This is a genomic window from Ferrovibrio sp., from assembly GCF_041906005.1.
Taxonomy (GTDB): domain Bacteria; phylum Pseudomonadota; class Alphaproteobacteria; order Ferrovibrionales; family Ferrovibrionaceae; genus Ferrovibrio.
Genome location: NZ_JAYRJY010000001.1, coordinates 94,975 through 115,752 on the forward strand (window position 1 = coordinate 94,975; position 20,778 = coordinate 115,752).

The window sequence follows — 20,778 nt, forward strand, 5'->3', positions numbered from 1 at the left end:
ATAGATTCTGCCGGGATCAGTGCAGGATCTGGCTCAGGAACAGCTTGGTGCGGTCGTTCTGCGGGTTGGAGAAGAACGCATCGGGCGTGTTCTGCTCGATGATTTCGCCGCGGTCCATGAAGATCACCCGGTTGGCGACCTTGCGCGCGAAACCCATCTCGTGGGTGACGCAGAGCATGGTCATGCCGCCCTCTTCCGCCAGCCCGACCATCACGTCCAGCACTTCCTTGACCATTTCCGGATCGAGCGCCGAGGTCGGCTCGTCGAACAGCATGATCTTGGGATTCATGCACAGCGACCGGGCGATGGCGACGCGCTGCTGCTGGCCGCCGGAAAGCTGGCCGGGATATTTCTTGGCCTGTTCGGGGATGCGCACGCGCTCCAGGTATTTCATCGCCGTCGCCTCGGCTTCCGCCTTGGGCTTCTTCAGCACCCAGATCGGCCCCAGCGTCAGGTTCTCCAGCACGGTGAGATGCGGGAACAGGTTGAAATGCTGGAACACCATGCCGACCTCGCGACGGATGGCGTCGATGTTCTTGATGTCGTTGGTCAGTTCAGTGCCATCGACGATGATATGGCCCTGCTGATGTTCCTCCAGCCGGTTGATGCAGCGGATCATCGTGGACTTGCCCGAGCCCGATGGCCCGCAGATCACGATACGCTCGCCACGCGTCACGGTCAGGTTGATGTTCCGCAACACGTGGAACTCGCCATACCACTTGTTGACTTTCTGCAATTCGATAATCGGTGCGGCCATGGGTGAAGAATCCCCTTAACGCTTGTGTCCGGTGGCCAGGCGCTGTTCCAGCGACTGGCTGTATTTCGAGATGGAGAAACAGAAGATGAAGTAGATCGCCGACACGAAGACATAGGCTTCGATCGAGAACCCGCGCCAGGCGGGATCGGTGAGCGAAACCTTGGTCGACTGCATCAGGTCATAGATGCCGATGATCACCACCAGCGAGGTATCCTTGAATACCGCGATGAATAGGCTGACCAGCGGCGGGATCACGATCTTGAGCGCCTGCGGCAGAATCACGAACCCCATCTTCTGCGCATAGCTGAGTCCCAGCGAATCGGCGCCTTCATACTGCCCTTTCGGAATCGCCTGCAGGCCACCACGCACCACTTCGGCCAGGTAGGCGGCGGCGAACATAATGATGGCGATCTGGGCGCGCAGCAGCTTGTCGATGCTGAAACCTTCCGGCAGGAACAGCGGCAGCATCACCGACGACATAAACAGCATGCTGATCAGCGGCACGCCGCGGATCAGTTCGATATACATGATGCACAGCGTCTTGATCGCCGGCATCCGTGAGCGCCGGCCCAGCGCCAGCAATACGCCGAACGGAAACGCCAGGGCGATGCCGAAGGTGGCCAGGATCAGGGTCAGCGGTAAACCGCCCCACTGGGTATTCTCGACATAACGCAGGCCCAATACCCCGCCCCACATCAGAACCGCCACGGCGATCAGGCCACCGACCCAGATGCCCAGCAGGCTGAGATTCCAGAAGCGCGGCATGCAGCTCATGACGATCATCGCCACCAGCAGGATCGCGGCGATCAATGGCCGCCATTGCTCGTCGTAGGGATACAGGCCGAACAGGATCAGGCGGTATTTCTGGCCGATGAAGGCCCAGCAGGCGCCGCCGCTGGCGCGGCATTCCTGATAGGTGGAGGCCGTGAAATTCGCCTTGATCAAGGCCCATTCGATGAAGGGCGGAAACGCCATCAGCACCAGCCAGACCGACAGGATAGTCAGGATGGCATTCAGCGGCGTGGCAAATAGCCGCTCGCGCATCCAGGCAATCGGCCCAGTGGTGGAGGTCGGTGGCGGCAGGGATTCGGTCGCTGTCGTCATCTTACCGCTCCACCAGCGCAATATGCTTGTTGTACCAGTTCATGAAGAGCGAAATCGACAGGCTGATGCACAGATACACCGCCATGATGATCAGAATGCCCTCGATGGCCTGGCCGGTCTGGTTCAGTGTCGTATTGGCGATGGAGACGATGTCGGGATAGCCAATCGCCACGGCCAGCGAACTGTTTTTGGTCAGGTTCAGATACTGGCTGGTCATTGGCGGGATGATGACGCGCAACGACTGCGGCAACACGATCAGGCGCAGGGTCTGACCCCGGCTCAGCCCCAGGGCACTCGCCGCCTCCCACTGACCGTAATTCACGGCCTGGATGCCCGAGCGCACTACTTCCGCGATGAAACCGGCAGTGTAGAGCACAAGCCCGAACAGAAGCGCGGCGAATTCCGGCGACAGCGTGGCGCCGCCAACGAAGTTGAAGCCCTGCAGCTTGGGCACGTCCAGCTCCAGCGGCGCACCGCCGATCAGCCAGCCGAGGAACGGCATGCCGACCAGCAAGGCAATGCCGGTACGATAGACCGGAAAGGCTAGGCCGGTGGCATCCTGCCGCCTGCGGGCGTAACGCACGACCAGGATGATCAGCAGGATCGCCAGCAGGAAGCCGATGGCGGCGAGATCATAGGCGAAATGATCGGTCGGCGCCGGCACCTTTACGCCGCGATTGGAGACGAAAACCCCGGGCAGCAGGTTCAATGCCTGGCGCGGGCCGGGCATGCTTTCGGTGATGACCGCATACCAGAAGAACAGCTGCAGCAGCAGCGGGATGTTGCGGATCACCTCGACATAGATCATCGACAGCTTGGCGATCAGCCAGTTCTTCGACAGGCGCGCGATGCCGATGATGGTGCCAAGGATGGTGGCCAGCACGATGCCGACCACGGCCACACGGATGGTGTTCAGCAAGCCGACCAGGATGGCACGGGCATAGGTGTTTTCCGGGCCATAGGCGATCGGCGATTCGCCGATGGCGAAACCGGACTCCCTGGAGAGGAAGTCGAACCCGGTCGAGATGTTGCGGATCGAAAGGTTATGCAGCGTATTGGAAACCAGGAACCAACCGATGGTCACCACCAGAATGAGCGCGACTGCCTGATAGACAATCGACCGGACATCCGGATCGTTCCAGCTTAAACGCCGTGGCGGCGCAGCTTGTGCGCCGTTTACGCTACCTTTGGCCATGTGCCCCCCATGGCTGTTACAGACACGAACTCAAATCAGAAACGTCGGCTGGCACGCAGAGACCGGCGGCGCCCTGTTTCGCCGCCGGTCCTGCGCGTCAGTGCATCAGCGGATCGGCCAGGCGTACAGAGCGCCGCCCTTCGACCACTGCTGATTGACGCCGCGAGCCAGTTTCAGCGGGCTGCCCATGCCGACATTACGCTCGAAGCTCTCGCCGTAATTGCCGACCTGCTTGATGATGTTGTAGGCCCACTTCTCGTCGAGGCCGAGCGCCTTGCCGGCACCCGGCGTGACGCCGAGAATCCGCTTGATGTTCGGATTCTCGCTCTTCAGCATCTCGTCGACGTTCTTGGAGTCGACGCCGTATTCCTCGGCTTCGATCATCGCGTTCAGCGCCCAGCGAACCACGACCAGCCATTGGTCGTCACCCTGACGGACCATCGGGCCGAGCGGCTCCTTGGAGATGATCTCAGGCAGGATCAGGTGGTCGTCGGCCTTGGCGAGCTGGGTCGCGCGGGTGGCGGCCAGACCCGAGGCATCGGTGGTGTAGACGTCGCAACGGCCCGAATCATAGGCGGCCACCACTTCGTCCAGCTTCTCGATCACGACCGGCTTGAAGGTCAGTTTGTTGGCGCGGAAATAATCGGCGAGATTCAGCTCGGTGGTGGTGCCCGGCTGCACGCAGACGGTGGCGCCGTTCAGTTCCTTGGCGCTCTTCACGCCCAGGGACTTGCGGACCATGAAGCCCTGGCCGTCATAGTAATTCACGCCGACGCCGATCAGGCCCAGCGAAGCGTCGCGGGTGAGCGTCTGGGTGGTGTTGCGCGACAGCAGGTCCACTTCGCCCGACTGCAGGGCGGTGAAGCGCTGCTGCGCGGTGAGGCCGGTATACTTGACCTTGGTGGCGTCGCCGAACACCGCGGCGGCAACCGCGCGGCAGACATCGACATCGAGGCCCTTCCAGACACCCTGGCTGTCCGGCGCGGCAAAACCGCCCAGGCCGGTGTTGGTTCCGCACTGCACGAAGCCCTTGGCCTTGACGGCGTCGAAAGTCGCGCCCGCCTGCGCCCCGTGCGCAACGAACACCATCACCGCCGCGGCAGCGGCCGTTTGCAGAAGTTTCATCTTGTTACCCTTCCCTGTTGTGACTTGGACTGCGTTTCCGCAGAGCCGTGGTGAAATTATCACGACGCTGCAAAAACCGGCAAGACAAGCTCAGTTATCCACAGGACCGCCGCGTAACGGGCCGCCTTACCGAGACTGACTACTATCAAGAAACGGGCCAAAGGATAGCGCAACGCACCTGCAGCAAAGGTGAGAGGGTCGCCAATTATGGGAATCCAAGAGAAAAGCAGGGCTATCGCACCCCAGCGCTGAAATTGCATTTGCGCTTTGTGCAATTGCACAGACCTGATCGGAAACCAGCGCTTGTGCTCAAAGCGCAGGCACCACATGCCGAGACCCCAGTTAATCAGTGCACCGAGGACATTCCCGCCGGTCGCAGCCGCAAAAAGAATAAGGGGCGATGCGATTTCATGTGCACGTGCAGCCGCCAACGCGGCTTCCGACGACAGCGGCACCAGCGTTGCCGCCAGCAGCGACCACAGAAAGAGACCCGCGACGCCGAATTGCGCCGCCAGCGCCGGATCGAGCGTCACGCCGCGCGGCTGCCTGTCAGATCCAGGCTCGTCTCGCCCAGATCCCACAGCAGGCCCGCCATCATGGCGAGGCCCTCGCGCATCACCGGCAGCAGCACATGCTCGTTCGGCGCATGCTGCGAACAGGCGGCATAGGAATGCGGCATCCACACCGTGGGCAGGCCCATCGTGTCGGCAAAGACGTCGTTGGGCAGCGAACCGCCCAGATTGGGCAGCAGGGCCGGCCGGCGGCCCATGGTGCGCTCTACAGATTCAAGCGCGAAATGCACATAGGGATGATCGGGATCAAGCCGCGTGGCCTTGAAGATATCGGCGCGCGCCTGCGTCACCTGCACTTGCGGGAAACCGTGCCGGTCGAGATGGCGGCGCAACGCCGGCAGGAACTGGGTATGATCGGGACCGACGACGAAGCGGATCTGGCAATGCGCCGTGGCGATGCCGGGGATTGCGTTCACCGGCGCTTCGGGGTTGCCGGTCTTGAAGGCGAGAACGTCGAAGCTGCACCAGCCATAGACGCGTTCCGCCGGAGAAAGCCCCGGTTCACCCCACCATGTATCGATGGCCGGGCCGTCGCTGCCGCCCCCCACTGCGCAATCGGCGAGGGCGCGCCGCACGCCGGCCGGCAATTCCGTCGGCACCCATTCCGGAATGCGGATCTGCCCGGTCGGGCCGACGATGCTGGCAATCGCATGAGCCAGGATGATGCCGGGATCGGCCAGCAGGCCACCCCAGTTGCCCGAGTGGTGGGCGCCTTCGCGCAGGTTCACCGTGAGGTCGAAATTCAGGCCGCCACGGGCGCCGCAATACAGCGTCGGCCGCTCGGGCGACAGACGCGGCCCGTCCGAGGCCAGGAACAGGTTCGCACCCCACTCCGCCTTGTGGGCCGCGCAGAACTCGTTCAGGCCGGGCGAGCCGACTTCCTCGCCGGTTTCGATCAACAGCACGACATTGAAGCCCAGCTTGCCGCCGCGGGCCTTCAGCACGGCCTCCAGGGCCGCGATATTCACCGTATGCTGGCCCTTGTTGTCGGCTGTGCCGCGACCATAGAGCCTGTCGCCATCCTGCACGACCTGCCATGGATTGAGGCCGCTGCGCCATTGCGCATCCTGGCCGCGGATCACATCGCCATGGCCGTATGAAAATACCGTTTTTGTCGCGCCCGGCTCGCGCCGCGTGGCGACCAGGAACGGGCCGCCCTTCGGCGAGGGATTGTCATGGACCGCACAGGAGAAACCGAGTTTCTCCAGAGTGCCTCGCATCTCCTTTTCCAGGTAATCGGCCAGGGCCTGCCGGCGATCAGGATTCTGGCTCTCGGTCGGGATGGCGACGCGACGGGCAAGATCGGCTTTGAAACCGCCCTGATCGAGATAGTCGGTGGCGGCTTTGACGGCGGTTTCGCGGGTCATCGGCAAACTCCTTTGCCCTTTTCATAGCGCCGGGCCGCGCGGCTGGGAAGCCTGCCCCAGCCTGCTTGGCCAAGTCTTCTCATTGACGCCGGCCTTTGCGATAGTCGGGGCTCAGATTTGGAGTCCGCCATGAAAGACGAAACCAAGCTCGCCACGCTCGGCCGCGATCCGGAAGGCCACCACGGCGCGGTGAATATCCCGGTCTATCGCGCCTCGACCATCCTGCAGCCCGACCTGAAGACGCTGAAGGAAGTCTATGCCGCCCGCGAGCGCGACGAGCAGGTGACGTCTTATGGCCGCATCGGCACGCCGCTGACCTACGCCTTCGAGAATACCCTAGCCGAGCTGGAAGGCGGCTATCGCGCGATCAGCTTTCCTTCGGGCGCCGCCGCCTGCTCCGGCGCGATCCTCAGCGCGGTGAAAGCGGGAGACCACATCCTGGTCACCGACAGCGTCTATGGCCCGACCCGGCATTTCTGCGACACCGTGCTGAAGCGGCTGGGCGTCGAGACCGAGTATTTCCGCCCCACCATCAATGCCGGGATCAAGGATCTGCTGCGGCCCAACACATCGCTGGTCTTCCTGGAATCGCCCGGCTCGCTCACCTTCGAGATGCAGGACGTGCCGGCCATGGCCGAGATCGCGCACAAGCACGGCGCGAAGGTGGCGATGGACAACACCTGGGGCACGCCGCTCTATTTCAAGAGCTTCAGCCACGGCGTCGATCTCTCGGTGCATGCGGCGACGAAATACATTGTCGGCCATTCCGATGCGATGCTGGGCGTGGTGATCGCGACGAAGGAATCCTGGCCGATGCTACGCGACAGCGCCCGCGCGCTGGGCAACAATGCCGGCCCGGACGAGGTGTTTCTGGGGCTGCGCGGATTGCGCACCATGGCGGTGCGCCTGCCGCGTCACATGGAAAGCGGCATCACCGTGGCCGACTGGCTGCGCGGCCGCGCGGAAGTGACCAGCGTGCTGCACCCTGCCCTGCCGCAGGATCCGGGCCATGCGATCTGGAAACGCGATTTCCTCGGCGCCTGCGGCCTGTTCTCCTTCGAGCTGGACCGCAAATACAGCGACGACGCGGTGGCTGCCTTCGTCGATCACCTCGAACTCTTCGGCATCGGCTATTCCTGGGGCGGCTTCGAGAGCCTGGTCACCGTGGCCAAGCCCCACGGCATCCGCAGCGCCGAACCCTGGCGCGACCACGGGCCGCTGCTGCGCCTGCATATCGGCCTGGAAGCGACCGAAGACCTGATCGCCGACCTGAAAGCCGGTTTCGACCGCCTGAACAAGGCGCAAGGCTGATGACCGATATCCGCCTCCTTACGCCACAGGACCAGCCCAGGCTGGAGAATTTTCTGCGCGCTCATGTCGCCGAAACCATGATCCTGCGCGGCAACCTGGCACATGGTGGCATCCAGGACGGCACGCAGTCCTATCAGGGCCGTTATGCCGGCGCGTTCGAAGGCGGCCGCATCATCGGCGTCGCCGCGCATTACTGGCAGGGCATGCTGGCCGTGTTCGCGCCGGGCCATGCCGGTGCTGTCGCCAAGGCCGCCGTGTCGAATCGCGCCGTCGCCGGCATCCTCGGGCCCTGGCAGCAGGCGCTGGATGCCCAGGAGGCCCTGGCGCTGGACGACCGCTATCGCACCCTGCGGTCAAAGGAAGTGCTGATGGCCCTGAATCTGGGCGATCTGCGCCAGCCACCCCCGCTGCCCAACCAGGCCCTGACCTGCCGGCTTGCGACGCCCGCCGATCTTGAACTGCTGACCGAATGGCGTATCGCCTTCACCAAGGAAACGCTGGGGGGGACACCTTCGCAAGCCACCGCAGAGCATTGCCGCGCCGAAGTGGAACGCTGGGTTGCGGAAGGCAGCCAGTTCCTGTTGCTCGACGGTGCCCATGCCGTGGCCGGCTGCTGCTTCAACGCGCGCCTGCCCGATGCCGTGCAGGTCGGCAATGTCTGGACGCCGCCGCAATTCCGCAGCCGCCGCTATGGCCGGGCGGTGGTGGCCGGCGCGCTGGCAAGCGCGCGGAGCGAGGGCGCGTCCCTGGCGATCCTGTTCACCCCCACCGACCACGAGGCGGCAAAAACCGCTTACGCTGCGTTAGGCTTCACGGCCATCGGCGACTATGCGATCCTGCTGTTCAAACAGTAGGGGAGCTGCGCCGTGAGCGAGATTCTGACCAACAAGGCCGATGGCATCCTGACCATTGCCATCAACCGGCCCGACAAGAAAAACGCGCTGACCAGCGCCATGTATGCCGCGATGGCCGATGCACTGGAGGCCGCCGAGGCTGACGCCGCCGTGCGCGTGATCGTGTTCGCCGGCAATGGCGGCGCCTTCACCGCAGGCAACGACCTGCAGGATTTCCTCAACAACCCGCCGCAGGGCGACGACAGCCCGGTCTTCCGTTTCCTGCGCGCCATCAGCACGGCCTCCAAGCCGCTGGTCGCGGCGGTCAGCGGCGTTGCCGTCGGCGTCGGCACCACCATGCTGCTGCATTGCGATCTGGTCTATGTCGGTGCCGGGGCACGCCTGTCGCTGCCCTTCGTCAACCTCGCGCTGGTGCCCGAGGCGGCCTCCTCGCTGCTGCTGCCCGCCATGATCGGCTATCACCGCGCCGCCGAACTGCTGCTGCTGGGCGAGCCTTTCGATGCCGCGACGGCGAAGGACTACGGCATCGCCAATGCCGTGTATGCCGATGACCAAGTGCTGGCCGAAGCCATGAAGGTGGCCGCCAAGCTGGCCGCCAAGCCGCCAACGGCCATGCGCCTGACCAAGCAGCTTCTGCGCCAGACGCGCGGCGACATCGCCGGCCAGATGGCCGCCGAGGGCGTGTATTTCCGCAGCCAGCTCAAATCGGCGGAAGCACGCGAGGCGATGACCGCCTTCTTCGAAAAGCGGCCGCCCAAATTCGGCTGATAAAGAATACGGCTCAGTGCGCGGTGCCGATCCGGGCATGCATGGCCTGCGGCAGCAGGCGCTGCAGGTCGCGGCCGCGGATATGCACCAGGCTGCGGTGGTCTCCGCCTTCGAAATAGAGATCGTCGCAGCCATCCAGCCGGTCGTCGATCACCACCTCGATGCCATAGGGCGTGCCGAGTGCCGGAATCGCACCGGTCTCGCAATCCCCGAACAATTCGATCGCCTCGTTTTCCGTCGCCAGTCCGACCCGCCGGTGCAGCAGCTTGCCGAGCCGCCCGAGTTCAACGGCGCATGAGGCCGGCACGAGAGCCAGCATGTAGCCGTCTTCATCTTCCAGCAGAACCGCCTTGGCCACCTTGTCTTCCGGCACACCCGCGCAATGTGCCGCCGCGCGCATCGTGTTGGCGCGCTGATGTTCGATGACTTCGTAGGGTACATCGCAGCGGTCGAGATATTCCTGCAGGCTGATCGCGAGTCCCATCGCTTCCTCCTCTGGCAAGGGGGCCTCTGGCAAGGGAGCGGTCGCCGCCTGAATGTTGGAACAGTTTTCGGCCGCGCCGCCGATGCCCTACAGGCTACACCCGATCAGGCAATCCGCAAGAAAACTGTTTTGGCGGAATCCCGCCCCTCCGCCGCGCTTCAGCGGCAGTCGCGACAGATGCCGACGACCTCAATGGTCTGGCGCTCCACCGTAAAGCCCAGCCCCTTGGCATCCTGCAGGATACGCTGGCTCAGTTCAGGATCGTTGATCTCGATGGCCGTGCCGCAGGTTTTGCACAGGAAGATTTCCTGCTGCACGGCATGCCCCGGATGGGTGCAGCCGATGAAGGCATTGAGGCTTTCGACGCGATGCACCAATCCCTGCTCGACCAGGAAATCCAGCGCGCGATACACGGTGGGCGGCGCCACCTTCTGGCCGTCGCCACCCATCTGTGCCAGCAGGTCATAGGCGCCGGCGGGCTTGTGGCTCTGCCAGATCAGTTCCAGGACACGGCGGCGGATCGGCGTCAGCTTGGCGCCGGTCGTGGCGCAATGGGCTTCGGCCCGGCTCAGGGCATCACTGATGCAGGCCGCATGATCATGGCCGTGCCGGTGACTATGGGCGTGAGTATGGGGCTGAGGCGAGGCGCTGGACATAAAACCAGTATAGGGCGGCCGTCTGCCGGGGCCAACGGCCCGCCCGGGGTCCGGTATCCCCCTATTCGGCCAGGAATTGCGTGATCAGGGCCACCTGCTCGGCCGTATCCAGCGCCGGGGCATGGCCGATGCCGGGAATGTCGACGCGCCGCGCCTTTGGGCCGCGCCGGGTCATCTCGGCGGCGGTTTCATCGCTCAGCAGATCCGAGATGGCGCCCCGCAGCAGCAGCGTCCGGGCCAGAATCTGGTCGTAGATCGGCCAGGCATCGCCCGAGGCGCCCGCGCTCTGGCGGCCCAGCACGGCGGCGATCTCGGGGTCGTAATGGGTGGTCAGCCGGCCATCGGGCAGCCGGCGAGCCGAAGTCTCGGCCAGACGGCGCCAGCCTGCATCCGAGGCAATGCCGAACGGCGCATAGATAGTGCGGAAATACTGTTCCAGTTCGGGCAGGCTGGCAAAGCTGGGCGGCGTGCCGGCATAGGACAGGATGCGCTGCACGGCATTCGGCGCGATGGCCGGGCCCACGTCATTGAGCGCCAGATGGGTGATGCGGTCCTTCAGGGCCGTGGCGGCGCAAACCATGCCGATCAGCCCGCCCATCGAGGTACCCACCCAGCGCACGGTCTGCAGTTTCAGTAGATCGAGCAGCGCCACGGCCTGCCGGGCATAGAACGGCACGGTGTATTCCGTATCGGGTTCCGGACTCCAGGCGCTGAGGCCCCGGCCAATGGTGTCGGGGGCGATCAGGCGGTAGCGGTCGGCCAGGGCGGCGGCCAGATGTTCGAAGTCATGGGCATTGCGGGCAAAGCCGTGCCACAGGATCACCGCCGGCGCGGCCTCGTCGCCCCATTCCAGGCAATGGACCGAGCGGTCGAGCAGATCGTAATAGCGCGAGCGCACGGTCATGGCTTCAGGCCTCATGATTTCATCTGCCGAAGCTTGCCCACGATGCCGACCGGGAAGAAATAGACGCTGAGCACAAACAGGATGCCGAGCCAGAGCAGCCAGCGGTCGGCATGGAACAGGCCGGGCAGCAAGGGAATGCCGGCGGCTTCCAGCATGCCGCTGAACTGGCCCATCAGCACCTGCAGGTAATTCTGCGCCAGGATGAAAATGGTGGCGCCCAGCACCGCGCCATACAGCGTGCCCATGCCGCCGATCACCACCATCAGCAGGATGTCGATCATGATGGCGAAACTGAGCGTGGTGTCGGGCCCGGTATAGCGCAGCCACAGGGCCATCAGCACGCCGGCCAGCGTCGCCATGCCGGCCGACAGGCAGTTGGCGATGGAGCGATAGACCACGACACGATATCCAAGGGCCTCGGCGCGGAAATCATTCTCGCGGATCGCCTGCAGCACGCGGCCGAAAGGCGAATTCACCACCCGCAGGGCCAGCAGGAACAGGATCAGGGCGGCGAAGAAGATCAGGTAGTATGTGAGGATGCGGCCATTGATCATCACGCCCAGCACCGGCTCGTCGAACAGGCGGAAGGCCGGGCGCAGCATTTCCGGGATGCGGTAGCTGCGGCCGTCCTCGCCGCCGGTGATCTCGTTGAGTTGCGAGGCCAGGATGGCGAAGGCGGAAGCCACCGCCAGGGTGATCATGGCGAAGAAGATCGCCCGCACCCGCAAACTGAACAAACCGATCAGCAGGGCCAGCAGCATCGCCAGCACCAGCGCCGCCAGCACGCCCAGCCCCAGCGCACCCCAGCCGGCGTTGAAATTGTACATGGCGATCGCCACGCCATAGCCGCCGATGCCGTAGAACATCGTATGGGCAAACGAGACGATGCCGGTATAACCCAGCAGCAGATCGTAGCTGGCGACCAGGATCACGAAGACGCAGATCTTGGCGGCGACATTCAGCGGCTGGCTGCCCGGAAACAGGAAGGGCGCGAAGGCCAGGCTGAACAGCACGATGACCAGCGCGGCCGACAGCGCCTTCGAGCGCGGATAGTCGCCCGAAAGGATGCTGTGGATGGGATTGTTCGGCAGCATGAAGGCGTCCCTCCCTTACCGCTTGGCCACGGGATAGAGGCCCTGCGGCCGCCACAGCAGGACCAGCACCATCAGCAGGATACTGGACCCCAGCGCCAGCTTGGGCGCCAGGAAGCCGGTGTAATTCGCTACCAGCGCCACCAGGATGGCGCCGACGAAGCAGCCGCCGATCGAGCCCAGGCCGCCGATGATGATGACGATGAAGATCAGCACGTTGACTTCCATGCCCATGCCGGCGGTGAGCGTCTGACGGTAAAACGCCCAGAGCACGCCGCCCAGGCCGGCCAGCGCCGAACCGGCGATGAACACGCCGACGAACAGGCGACGGATCTTGTAGCCCAGCGCCTCCACCATCTCGGCATTCTCCACGCCGGCGCGGATCAGCAGACCGATCTTGGTGCGGTTGAGCAGCAGATGCATCAGGCCGAACACCACCAGCCCCAGAACCACGGCAATCACGCGATATTTCTCCATCGCCGCCTCGCCCACCACGATGGCGCCACGCAAACCTTCGGGCAGCCGCAGCGGGATCGGGCTGGCGCCCCAGATCACATGGATCATCTGTTCGGCCACGATCATGCCGCCCATGGTGATCAGGATCTGCTTCAGATGCTGCCCATAGACCGGACGGATCACCACCCGCTCGAAGGCATAACCCAGCGCGCCGGTCACCAGCATGGCAACGATGATGCAGGCCAGCAGCACGGCGATATTGAGCCAGATATTCGGGCTCTCGACCCAGCCGGCCAGCGGCCCCAACGCGATCAGGCTGACATAGGCGCCGAACGAGATGAACACGCCATGGCCGAAATTCAGCACATCCATCAGGCCGAAGACCAGCGTGAGGCCCGACGCCATCAGGAAGATCATCATGCCCATGGCGAGCGCCGCCACGGTGAGCGTGACCCAGGTGGAGAAACTGCCCACCAGCGGCAGGGCGGCCAGGGCCAGGATCGGCACCAGCAGGGCCGGCAGCCAGTCGGTCTTCACCTTGGGCAGTACGGCGGTTTCGGTGGTGGTGGCGGCAGCGGCGGTCATTGATGCGCGTCCATGCTCAGGCCCAGCAGTTTCTGCTGCAGCGCGGTGTCTTCTGCCAGTTCGGCCATGGCGCCGCGATGCACGACGCGACCGTCGTCCATCACGGCCACCGTATCGCCGAGCAGCTTGGCGGCCATGAAATTCTGCTCCACCAGCAGGATGGTGGCGCCGGTGGACTTCAGTTCGCGGAAAGCCTGGATCATGTTCATGATGATGGCCGGCGCCAGGCCCTTGGTCGGCTCGTCGATCAGCAGCAGTTCGCGCGGCTCGACGATGGCGCGGGCAATGGCCAGCATCTGCTTCTGCCCGCCCGACAGCGTGCCGGCGGCCAACGACCAGAATTTCTCCAGTGCCGGAAACAGGCCAAAAATCCATTTCAGGCGTTTTGGATCGATCTCGCCGTTGCGGGCGGCCAGGATCATGTTCTCGCGCACGGTGAGGTCGGCGAAGATGCCCATATTCTCGGGCACGTAGGCGATGCCGCCCTGCGCGATTTCCGGCGTGGGCAGCTTCGTGATGTCGCGGCCGTCGAAATGCACATGGCCTTTCGACGCCTGCCACAGGCCCATGATGGTGCGCAAAGTGGTGGTTTTGCCGGCGCCATTGCGGCCCAGCAGCATGGTGAGCTGGCCGCGCGGCACCACGAGGTCGACGCCGTGCAGGATGTGATACTGCCCGATATGGGTATGCACGCCTTCCAGGCGCAGGATGGCGTCCTTCATCGCGCGGCCTCCCCTGCTGATTCCGGCGACAGGCCCAGATAGGCTTCCTGCACCACCGGCGAGGCGATCACCGTCGCCGGCTCGCCATCGGCAACCAGTGTGCCGTTATGCAGCACGATGATGCGGTCGGCCAGCGAGCGCACCACATCCATCTTGTGCTCGACCAGCAGAACGGTCTTGTCGCCGCGCGCCTTGATGCCATGGATCAGGTCCAGCACGGTCGGCACTTCATCGACTGACATGCCGGCGGTGGGTTCGTCGAACATGAACACATCGGGCTCCAGCGCCAGCAGCAAAGCCACCTCCAGCTTGCGCTGGTCGCCATGGGGCAGCGCGCCGGCCATGGCGTTGCGCTTCTCCAGCAGCTTCACGGAATCCAGCAGGTTGTCGGCTTTTTCGATCAGGTCCCGGCGATGGCTCCACAGTTGCAGCAGTTGCATGCCGGCGCCGGCGCGCGACTGCACGGCCAGGCGCACGTTTTCCATCACGGTGAGATTGGGAAACAGGTTGGTGAGCTGGAACGCGCGCCCCATGCCGCGCTTGGTGCGCGCCGAAGCCGTGAGCCCGCTGACATCATGGCCGCGCAGCAGCACGTGGCCGGCGGTGGCCTTGAGCTGGCCCGAGATCAGGTTGAAATAGGTGGTCTTGCCGGCACCGTTCGGCCCGACGATGGCGGTCAGCGTGCCGGGGTGGAAGGCGCAACTGACGGCATTGACGGCGACATGGCCGCCGAAGCGGATCGTCAGGTTGCGGGTTTCAAGGGTTGGCGTCGCAGACATAAGACCGGATATGGAAATGGGGGCCGGATATGAAAATGGCCGGGACGACGGATCGTCCCGGCCGGGTGAGCGATAATCAGCGCTTGTTGCGGATCGGCAGCGGCATGGCCGATTCCGGGATCACCTGCACGAGATCGAGCAGATCGGTATCGTCCTTGCCGTCCTTCTTGACCCGGAAGTGATACATCTGCTGCATCGCCTGGTGGTCTTCCTTGCGGAAGAACATGGTGCCCTTCGGGGTGTCGAAGGCCATGCCTTCCATGGCGGCGATCAGCTTGTCGGTGTTGGTGCCGCCGGCCTTCTGGATGGCGGTCAGCGCAGCCGACGCGGCGGCAAAACCACCGGCGGTGAAGAAGTCAGGCGGGGCGCCGTTGTTGCGCTTCTTGTGCTCGGTCACCAGCCAGTCGTTCATCGGGTTTTTCGGGAAGTCGTAGTAGTAATAGATCGCGCCTTCCATGCCCGGATACGGCTTGTACAGCTTCATCACCGGGAGGATGTTGCCGCCCGGCGCCATCTCGATGCCGAAACGCTCCGGCTTCAGGTCGGCGATCTTGGGCAGCGGATGCGGGCCGGCCCAGACGATGGCGATGATTTTCTTGCCCGGCTTGTCCTTCAGCGCGTCGAACAGGCGCTGGGCCGAGGCGGTGAAGTCGGTGGTCTGGGTCGGGGCGTATTCCTCGAACACCACCTTCACATTCGGACGCAGGGTGGACAACGCATCCTTCATCGCCTTGATGCCGTCGCGGCCGAAGGCATAGTCCTGTGCCAGGGTGGCCACGTTTACTTCGCCCGACGTGGGGAAGGAAGCGGCCGCGGCATAGGCGTCCTGCATCGAGTTGCGCGCGGTGCGGAAAATATACTTGTTCCACTTCTCGCCGGTGATCGCGTCGGCCACGGCCGGCTCGACGATCAGGATCTTCTTGAATTCCTCGGCAACCGGCAGCATCGCGAGCGCGCCGCCCGAACCCGTGGTGCCGACGGCGAGATCGACATTGTCGTCGCCGTAGGCCTGCTCGAGCAGCGACTTCGCCACGTCGGGCTTGAACTGGTCGTCCTTGACGATCACCTGGATCTTGCGGCCCTGCCAGGTCATGGAACCCTTGGTCAGGTATTCCAGGCCCATCATGAAGCCGGTTTCGGTCTGCTTGGCATAGGCTTCAAGCGGGCCGGTCTTGCTGGCGATCAGGGCGATCTTGAGATCGGCGGCCTGCGCGGTCATGGCGCTGCCGGCGATCAGGGCGGCGGCGAACGCCGCCGTCTTCATCACGCGCTGCATTGTGTTCTCCCTTGCGACGATTGCGGACGATTGGCGATGGAGACGCGACTACAGGCGTGCGTTATGCGCGACATCGTGCTCCTCCCTTGGCTGCGGCCCGGGTGGTCCCGGTGCCGGTGACGGGGCGCCGTCCGCAATGGACGCCCGCCAAACATGACACTTGATTCATGTCTCGACTATTCGTAGCCTTGCGCCATAAGCCCGTCAAGCTGGATTCCGACGATTTCGGCCGTGGGCGGAGGAAACGACGGATAATCCAAACATGACGGATGAATCATGTTGAATACCGCGCCGAGAGCCAAGAAGCGCACCCTACCCCTGCCCAAGACGGGCCGGGGCGAGATGACCCGCCGCAAGATCCTGGATGCCGCCAAGCGCGAAATCGGCCGCCGCGGCTTCGCCGAGGCCTCGATCAGCACCATCACCTCTGAGGCCGGCGTCGCTCAGGGCACCTTCTATATCTACTTCCGCAGCAAGGAAGACGTGATGCGCGAGCTGGTCCTGCATATGGGCCGCATGCTGCGCCATCACCTGACCGAGGCCACCGAAGGGGCAAAGAACCGTATCGAGGCCGAACGGCTGGGCCTGCGCGCCTTCCTGGATTTCGTGCGTCGCAACCCCGACCTCTACAAGGTGGTCGAGGAATCGCAGTTCGTCGACGAGAAGGTCTATCGCCAGTACTACACCGAATTCGCCAAATCCTATCGGATCGCCCTGGCGGCGGCCGAGAAACGCGGCGAAATCACGCCTGGCGGCACCGAGAATGCCATCGAGGTGCGCGCCTGGATGCTGATGGGCATCGCCGTCTTCCTCGGCCAGCGCTACGGCCTGTGGGACCCGAAAGCGCCGCTCGATCCCATCGTCGATGTCGCCACCGCCCTGCTGGCGCATGGCATGGCGGCACGCTAATCCAATGCCTCTCACCCGTCTCGAGATTGCCGGAGCGGTCGCGCGGCTGACGTTCAATCGGCCCGAGCGGCATAACAGCCTGGTGCCGGACCTGATCGCCGCGCTGAAGCAGGATCTGGCGCGCGTTGCCGCGATCCCCGAGTTGCGCGCGCTGGTGCTGCAGGCCGAGGGGCGCAGTTTTTCCACCGGCGGCGATGTCGGCGGCTTCTTCGCCGTGCCGCAGGGCCAGCGCCGTGCCTATGCCGATGGGCTGGTCGGTGGCCTGAACGACTGCATCCTCGCCCTGCTCGACCTGCCGATCCCCGTGCTCGGCCGCATCCAGGGGCCGGTCACCGGCGGTTCGCTCGGCTTCCTGCTCGCCTGTGATCTGGTCGCGATCACACCGCAGGTCTTCGTCCAGCCCTATTACACCGAAGTCGGCTTCAGCCCCGATGGCGGCTGGACCGCCCTGCTACCCGCCCGCATCGGTGAATCTGCGGCACGCGAAATCCAGTTGCGCAACCGCCGCATCGGCGCCACCGAAGCCGTCCGGCTGGGCCTTGCCACCGCACTGGTCGAGCCGGACGCGCTGGATGCCACCATCGACGGCTGGCTGCAGGAGATGACGACCAAGCAGCCCGGCGCCATGCGCCACACCAAAGCCAACCTGCTGCCGCCCGCGCGTCGTGCCGCCATCGTCGCCGCACTGGAGCAGGAAAAGCAGTCCTTTCTGGAACAGATCGACAGCGAGGAGGCCCATCATGGCATGGCGCGTTTCCTCGGCAAGTCGGCATAACGGGGGAAACCATGCACAAGGTTTTCGACATCGCGGCGCGGCGTGCCGAACTGACGCCGGACAAGACCGCTTTCATCGAACCGGAAAGCGGCCGCGCCCTCAGCTACCGCGACCTGGACGACCGCGCCTGCCGCTTCGCCGCCTGGCTGGGCAACAGCGGCGTGACGACCGGCGACCGCGTCGCGATCCTGTGCCTGAACAGCGCGACCTTCTTCGAAATCCTGTTCGCCTGCGGCAAGCTGGGCGCCATCCTGGTGCCGCTGAACTGGCGCCAGCCGGCGCCGGAGCTTGGCCCCGTGGTGCAGGATGCCGCACCCAGGCTGCTGATCTTCGATGCCGACAATGCCGCCGTGGCCGATGAACTGGCGCGGATCTACGACCTCGATCTGCTCTCTTACGCCGATTATGAAGCCGTCGTCGCAAGCACCACGCCGGGTGTCTTCGACACCTACTGGGCCAGTGACCGCGTCTGGTACATGCTCTATACCTCGGGCACCACCGGCAAGCCCAAGGCGGTGATCCAGACACCGGGCATGGCCTATGCCAATGCCATCAATATCGGCCAGGCCATCGACCTCACCTCCACCGAGACGACCCTGAATTTCCTGCCGCTGTTCCACACCGCCGGCATCAACCTGCATACCCTGCCGGTACTGATGCATGGCGGCACGGTAGGGGTGTTGAAGAAATTCGAGATCGACCCGGTGATGACCGCCCTGCAGGCGGGCGACTGCACCGCCTTCTTCGGCGTGCCGGCCATCTACCAGGCGATCAGCCTGCATAAGGATTTCGGCACGGCCGATTTCTCGAAAGTACGGTCCTGGGGCTGCGGCGGCGCGCCATTGCCGGCCACGCTGATCGCGCAATTCGCCGCGCGCGGCGTGAAGGTGTGCAACGGCATGGGCATGACCGAGACCGGTCCGACGGTATTTCTGATGGATACCGCCCATGCCGAGGCCAAGATCGGTTCGGTCGGCAAGCCGCAGATCCTGGCCGAGGTGCGCGTCGTGGACCTGGACGACAATCCCCTGCCCGCCAACGAGGCCGGCGAGTTGCAGATCCGCGGCCCCGGCGTCACGCCCGGCTACTGGAACAACGAAGCAGCTACGAAAGCGGCCTTCACACGCGACGGCTGGCTCAAGACCGGCGACGTGGCCAGGCGCGATGCCGATGGCTATTACTACATCGTCGATCGCATCAAGGACATGTACATCTCGGGCGGCGAAAACGTCTATCCGGCCGAAGTCGAGATCGTGATCTACAAATTCCCCGGTGTGCTGGAATGCGCCGTGCTGGGCGTGCCGGACGAGAAATGGGGCGAGGTCGGCCGTGCCTGCGTGTTGCCGCAGCCCGGCGCCAGCATCGACCCGGAAGGCCTGCGCGCCTTCTGCCGGCAGAATCTCGCTGCCTACAAGGTGCCGAAATACATCGACGTCGTCGATGATTTCCCGCGCACCGCCGCCGGCAAGATCCAGAAACACGTGCTGCGCAACCGCGCCGCCGGAAAGTGAGTGCCATGCCTTCGATCAGCCATGACCGCACCCTGACCCAGGCCGAATTCGACCTGTTTGCCAGGGTGAGCGGCGACAACAACCCGATCCATGTCGACCCGGATTTTTCGGCCCGCACGCGCTTTGGCCGTACAGTCAGCCACGGCATGCTGCTCTATACCGTGCTGTGGGGCCTGCTGCAGAGACAGCATCCCGGTGCGCGCCAGATCAGCCACAGCATGATGTTCCCCAACCCCGCCTATGCCGGCGAAGCCCTGCGTTTCAAACTGGACGAAACCGCCGCCAGCGAAGGCCGCCGCAGCTATGCCGCCAAGGTCACCCGCATTGCCGATGGCGCCGTGGTGCTGGACGGCCAGACGGAGATCACCCTGTCATGACCGACACTGCCGTTACCCTGAAAGGCATGCGCGTCGGCGATCATGCCAGCGTCACCCGCAGCTTCTCGGCCGACGACCTGCGTCTGTTCCAGCAACTGGCAGCCCATGATGGCGCCGCATTGCAGGCCGTGCCCGAACCGCTGATCGGCGCGCTGTTCTCGTATCTGCTCGGTGTCGAGCTGCCGGGCTTTGGCACCAATTACCTGAAACAGGAAATGCAATTCGAACGACCCGCCCCTGTCGGCCAGCCTTTGACGGCAAAGGTCGAGATCACGCGCCTCCGCCCCGAGAAGCATCTGGTCGATCTCGCCACCACTTGCATGGACGCAACCGGCACCGTGATCTGCCGCGGCCGCGCGCTGGTGCTGGCCCAGGATGTCGGCGCTTAAGGGCTCCGCGATGTATGTTGCCGAAAGCGGGCTTCAAAACGGGCGCGCGCTGGTTTTCCTGCATGGCTGGGCCGCCCATGGCGGCTATTTCGCGCCGCAGATCGCCGCTTTCGGCGCGCGGTATCGCATCCTGCTGCCCGATCTGCCCGGTCATCGTCATTCGCCTGCAGCCCCTGCCGACCTGACCATTCCATATCTGGCCGACCAGTTACACGTCATGTTCAATGCGCATGATCTGCACGAGGCCGTGCTGGTCGGCTGGTCGATGGGCGCCATGGTGGCTTTCGACTACATCACCCGCTATGGCAGCGCATCGCTGGCCGGCCTGGTGATCGAGGACATGACACCCCGCATCGTCAACGACCGCGAATGGCAGTTCGGCATCCGCAACGGCTTCGACCAGGCGCAGAGCGAAACCGCCATGCAGATGATGCGCACCGACTGGGAATCCTACGCCCATAACGCCCTGCCCCATCTGTTCGCGCGCGACAGCCGGATCGATCCGGCCCTGGTGAGATGGATCGGTGAGGAGATGGCGCGGAACGATGGCGCGGCCATGGCGACGTTGTGGCAGTCGATGGCACAACAGGATTACCGCTGGCTGCTGCCGCAACTGGAATTGCCGGTTTTGATCCTGCACGGCAATGAGAGCCAGCTTTACGAACCCGCCGTCAGCCAATGGCTGGCGGCCAATATCGCCGGTGCCCAGCGCCGCTGCCTCGATGGCGCCGGACATTCACCGCATCTGGAGATGCCGGATACCTATAATGCCGCGCTGCGCGACTTCCTCGACAGGCTCTAGCGCCGGTCC

At 64.2% G+C, this 20,778-nt stretch carries 23 protein-coding genes; 9 read left to right on the top strand and 14 right to left on the bottom strand.

Going from position 1 to position 20,778, the window contains the following annotated elements:
* Positions 1-16 precede the first annotated feature (16 nt).
* The 6 genes from ACE3OO_RS00495 to ACE3OO_RS00520 form a co-directional block, all read right to left on the bottom strand.
* Positions 17-757 (bottom strand): amino acid ABC transporter ATP-binding protein, encoded by a 741-nt coding sequence (locus ACE3OO_RS00495; protein ID WP_374298563.1) that lies wholly within the window; start codon positions 755-757, stop codon positions 17-19.
* A gap of 15 nt (positions 758-772) precedes the next feature.
* Positions 773-1,861 (bottom strand): amino acid ABC transporter permease, encoded by a 1,089-nt coding sequence (locus ACE3OO_RS00500; RefSeq protein WP_374298565.1) that lies wholly within the window; start codon positions 1,859-1,861, stop codon positions 773-775.
* A 1-nt stretch (position 1,862) separates the two neighbouring features.
* Positions 1,863-3,056: an amino acid ABC transporter permease gene (locus ACE3OO_RS00505; RefSeq protein ID WP_374298567.1), complete on the bottom strand. Its 1,194-nt coding sequence runs from the start codon at positions 3,054-3,056 to the stop codon at positions 1,863-1,865.
* Positions 3,057-3,161: 105 nt separating this feature from the next.
* Positions 3,162-4,181, bottom strand: a complete 1,020-nt coding sequence (locus tag ACE3OO_RS00510; protein WP_374298569.1) for an amino acid ABC transporter substrate-binding protein — start codon at positions 4,179-4,181, stop codon at positions 3,162-3,164.
* A gap of 59 nt (positions 4,182-4,240) precedes the next feature.
* Complete coding sequence (locus tag ACE3OO_RS00515; protein ID WP_374298573.1) at positions 4,241-4,714, bottom strand: YqaA family protein; 474 nt, start codon at positions 4,712-4,714, stop codon at positions 4,241-4,243.
* Positions 4,711-6,120, bottom strand: coding sequence for a M20 family metallopeptidase (locus ACE3OO_RS00520; protein WP_374298576.1), 1,410 nt, complete (start codon positions 6,118-6,120; stop codon positions 4,711-4,713). Before ACE3OO_RS00520 ends, ACE3OO_RS00515 begins: the two co-directional genes overlap by 4 nt.
* Before the next feature lie 129 nt (positions 6,121-6,249).
* On the opposite strand from ACE3OO_RS00520, the gene metC reads away from it, so the two are divergent.
* The 3 genes from metC to ACE3OO_RS00535 are packed head-to-tail and all read left to right on the top strand — an operon-like array spanning position 6,250 to position 9,053.
* The gene (metC, locus tag ACE3OO_RS00525; RefSeq protein WP_374298578.1) at positions 6,250-7,431 is read left to right on the top strand and encodes a cystathionine beta-lyase; all 1,182 of its coding nucleotides are present in this window, start codon (positions 6,250-6,252) and stop codon (positions 7,429-7,431) included.
* Positions 7,431-8,285: a GNAT family N-acetyltransferase gene (locus tag ACE3OO_RS00530; RefSeq protein WP_374298581.1), complete on the top strand. Its 855-nt coding sequence runs from the start codon at positions 7,431-7,433 to the stop codon at positions 8,283-8,285. Before metC ends, ACE3OO_RS00530 begins: the two co-directional genes overlap by 1 nt.
* 12 nt (positions 8,286-8,297) lie before the next feature.
* Positions 8,298-9,053: an enoyl-CoA hydratase gene (locus tag ACE3OO_RS00535; protein WP_374298584.1), complete on the top strand. Its 756-nt coding sequence runs from the start codon at positions 8,298-8,300 to the stop codon at positions 9,051-9,053.
* Between the two features lie 13 nt (positions 9,054-9,066).
* On the opposite strand, the gene ACE3OO_RS00540 is transcribed toward ACE3OO_RS00535, so the two are convergent.
* From ACE3OO_RS00540 to ACE3OO_RS00575, 8 genes are all read right to left on the bottom strand, one after another.
* Positions 9,067-9,537 (bottom strand): aminoacyl-tRNA deacylase, encoded by a 471-nt coding sequence (locus tag ACE3OO_RS00540; protein WP_374298587.1) that lies wholly within the window; start codon positions 9,535-9,537, stop codon positions 9,067-9,069.
* A gap of 158 nt (positions 9,538-9,695) precedes the next feature.
* Entirely contained in the window at positions 9,696-10,193 is a 498-nt protein-coding gene (locus tag ACE3OO_RS00545) for a Fur family transcriptional regulator (RefSeq protein ID WP_374298590.1), read from the bottom strand.
* 61 nt (positions 10,194-10,254) lie between these two features.
* Positions 10,255-11,112: an alpha/beta fold hydrolase gene (locus ACE3OO_RS00550; RefSeq protein ID WP_374298592.1), complete on the bottom strand. Its 858-nt coding sequence runs from the start codon at positions 11,110-11,112 to the stop codon at positions 10,255-10,257.
* The gene (locus ACE3OO_RS00555) at positions 11,109-12,191 is read right to left on the bottom strand and encodes a branched-chain amino acid ABC transporter permease (protein ID WP_374298596.1); all 1,083 of its coding nucleotides are present in this window, start codon (positions 12,189-12,191) and stop codon (positions 11,109-11,111) included. Before ACE3OO_RS00555 ends, ACE3OO_RS00550 begins: the two co-directional genes overlap by 4 nt.
* A 15-nt stretch (positions 12,192-12,206) precedes the next feature.
* The gene (locus ACE3OO_RS00560) at positions 12,207-13,229 is read right to left on the bottom strand and encodes a branched-chain amino acid ABC transporter permease (protein ID WP_374298599.1); all 1,023 of its coding nucleotides are present in this window, start codon (positions 13,227-13,229) and stop codon (positions 12,207-12,209) included.
* On the bottom strand, positions 13,226-13,951 hold the full coding sequence (locus ACE3OO_RS00565) for an ABC transporter ATP-binding protein (RefSeq protein ID WP_374298602.1): 726 nt from the start codon (positions 13,949-13,951) through the stop codon (positions 13,226-13,228). The genes ACE3OO_RS00560 and ACE3OO_RS00565 overlap by 4 nt, the downstream gene beginning before the upstream one ends.
* A complete protein-coding gene (locus ACE3OO_RS00570; RefSeq protein ID WP_374298605.1) occupies positions 13,948-14,730 on the bottom strand; it encodes an ABC transporter ATP-binding protein in 783 nt (260 codons plus the stop codon). The genes ACE3OO_RS00565 and ACE3OO_RS00570 overlap by 4 nt, the downstream gene beginning before the upstream one ends.
* A 76-nt stretch (positions 14,731-14,806) precedes the next feature.
* The gene (locus ACE3OO_RS00575) at positions 14,807-16,006 is read right to left on the bottom strand and encodes a substrate-binding domain-containing protein (protein WP_374298607.1); all 1,200 of its coding nucleotides are present in this window, start codon (positions 16,004-16,006) and stop codon (positions 14,807-14,809) included.
* A gap of 276 nt (positions 16,007-16,282) precedes the next feature.
* On the opposite strand from ACE3OO_RS00575, the gene ACE3OO_RS00580 reads away from it, so the two are divergent.
* Genes ACE3OO_RS00580 through ACE3OO_RS00605 form a run of 6 tightly spaced genes read left to right on the top strand, consistent with a single transcriptional unit; the run spans position 16,283 to position 20,769 of the window.
* On the top strand, positions 16,283-16,915 hold the full coding sequence (locus ACE3OO_RS00580) for a TetR/AcrR family transcriptional regulator (protein ID WP_374298609.1): 633 nt from the start codon (positions 16,283-16,285) through the stop codon (positions 16,913-16,915).
* Between the two features lie 4 nt (positions 16,916-16,919).
* Entirely contained in the window at positions 16,920-17,690 is a 771-nt protein-coding gene (locus ACE3OO_RS00585) for an enoyl-CoA hydratase/isomerase family protein (RefSeq protein WP_374298611.1), read from the top strand.
* 11 nt (positions 17,691-17,701) lie between these two features.
* The gene (locus ACE3OO_RS00590; RefSeq protein WP_374298613.1) at positions 17,702-19,201 is read left to right on the top strand and encodes a long-chain fatty acid--CoA ligase; all 1,500 of its coding nucleotides are present in this window, start codon (positions 17,702-17,704) and stop codon (positions 19,199-19,201) included.
* Between the two features lie 5 nt (positions 19,202-19,206).
* A complete protein-coding gene (locus ACE3OO_RS00595) occupies positions 19,207-19,578 on the top strand; it encodes a MaoC family dehydratase (protein ID WP_374298616.1) in 372 nt (123 codons plus the stop codon).
* A complete protein-coding gene (locus ACE3OO_RS00600) occupies positions 19,575-19,967 on the top strand; it encodes a hypothetical protein (protein ID WP_374298618.1) in 393 nt (130 codons plus the stop codon). Before ACE3OO_RS00595 ends, ACE3OO_RS00600 begins: the two co-directional genes overlap by 4 nt.
* Positions 19,954-20,769 (top strand): alpha/beta fold hydrolase, encoded by an 816-nt coding sequence (locus tag ACE3OO_RS00605; RefSeq protein ID WP_374298621.1) that lies wholly within the window; start codon positions 19,954-19,956, stop codon positions 20,767-20,769. The genes ACE3OO_RS00600 and ACE3OO_RS00605 overlap by 14 nt, the downstream gene beginning before the upstream one ends.
* The last annotated feature ends 9 nt before the right edge of the window (positions 20,770-20,778 follow it).

Excerpts from the sequence above, each read along its gene's own strand:
- ACE3OO_RS00495 (WP_374298563.1), bottom strand. The coding sequence starts at position 757 with ATGGCCGCACCGATTATCGAATTGCAGAAAGTCAACAAGTGGTATGGC.
- ACE3OO_RS00500 (WP_374298565.1), bottom strand. The coding sequence starts at position 1,861 with ATGACGACAGCGACCGAATCCCTGCCGCCACCGACCTCCACCACTGGG.
- ACE3OO_RS00505 (WP_374298567.1), bottom strand. The coding sequence starts at position 3,056 with ATGGCCAAAGGTAGCGTAAACGGCGCACAAGCTGCGCCGCCACGGCGT.
- ACE3OO_RS00510 (WP_374298569.1), bottom strand. The coding sequence starts at position 4,181 with ATGAAACTTCTGCAAACGGCCGCTGCCGCGGCGGTGATGGTGTTCGTT.
- ACE3OO_RS00520 (WP_374298576.1), bottom strand. The coding sequence starts at position 6,120 with ATGACCCGCGAAACCGCCGTCAAAGCCGCCACCGACTATCTCGATCAG.
- metC (WP_374298578.1), top strand. The coding sequence starts at position 6,250 with ATGAAAGACGAAACCAAGCTCGCCACGCTCGGCCGCGATCCGGAAGGC.
- ACE3OO_RS00530 (WP_374298581.1), top strand. The coding sequence starts at position 7,431 with ATGACCGATATCCGCCTCCTTACGCCACAGGACCAGCCCAGGCTGGAG.
- ACE3OO_RS00540 (WP_374298587.1), bottom strand. The coding sequence starts at position 9,537 with ATGGGACTCGCGATCAGCCTGCAGGAATATCTCGACCGCTGCGATGTA.
- ACE3OO_RS00545 (WP_374298590.1), bottom strand. The coding sequence starts at position 10,193 with ATGTCCAGCGCCTCGCCTCAGCCCCATACTCACGCCCATAGTCACCGG.
- ACE3OO_RS00550 (WP_374298592.1), bottom strand. The coding sequence starts at position 11,112 with ATGAGGCCTGAAGCCATGACCGTGCGCTCGCGCTATTACGATCTGCTC.
- ACE3OO_RS00555 (WP_374298596.1), bottom strand. The coding sequence starts at position 12,191 with ATGCTGCCGAACAATCCCATCCACAGCATCCTTTCGGGCGACTATCCG.
- ACE3OO_RS00560 (WP_374298599.1), bottom strand. The coding sequence starts at position 13,229 with ATGACCGCCGCTGCCGCCACCACCACCGAAACCGCCGTACTGCCCAAG.
- ACE3OO_RS00565 (WP_374298602.1), bottom strand. The coding sequence starts at position 13,951 with ATGAAGGACGCCATCCTGCGCCTGGAAGGCGTGCATACCCATATCGGG.
- ACE3OO_RS00570 (WP_374298605.1), bottom strand. The coding sequence starts at position 14,730 with ATGTCTGCGACGCCAACCCTTGAAACCCGCAACCTGACGATCCGCTTC.
- ACE3OO_RS00575 (WP_374298607.1), bottom strand. The coding sequence starts at position 16,006 with ATGCAGCGCGTGATGAAGACGGCGGCGTTCGCCGCCGCCCTGATCGCC.
- ACE3OO_RS00580 (WP_374298609.1), top strand. The coding sequence starts at position 16,283 with ATGTTGAATACCGCGCCGAGAGCCAAGAAGCGCACCCTACCCCTGCCC.
- ACE3OO_RS00585 (WP_374298611.1), top strand. The coding sequence starts at position 16,920 with ATGCCTCTCACCCGTCTCGAGATTGCCGGAGCGGTCGCGCGGCTGACG.
- ACE3OO_RS00590 (WP_374298613.1), top strand. The coding sequence starts at position 17,702 with ATGCACAAGGTTTTCGACATCGCGGCGCGGCGTGCCGAACTGACGCCG.
- ACE3OO_RS00595 (WP_374298616.1), top strand. The coding sequence starts at position 19,207 with ATGCCTTCGATCAGCCATGACCGCACCCTGACCCAGGCCGAATTCGAC.
- ACE3OO_RS00600 (WP_374298618.1), top strand. The coding sequence starts at position 19,575 with ATGACCGACACTGCCGTTACCCTGAAAGGCATGCGCGTCGGCGATCAT.
- ACE3OO_RS00605 (WP_374298621.1), top strand. The coding sequence starts at position 19,954 with ATGTCGGCGCTTAAGGGCTCCGCGATGTATGTTGCCGAAAGCGGGCTT.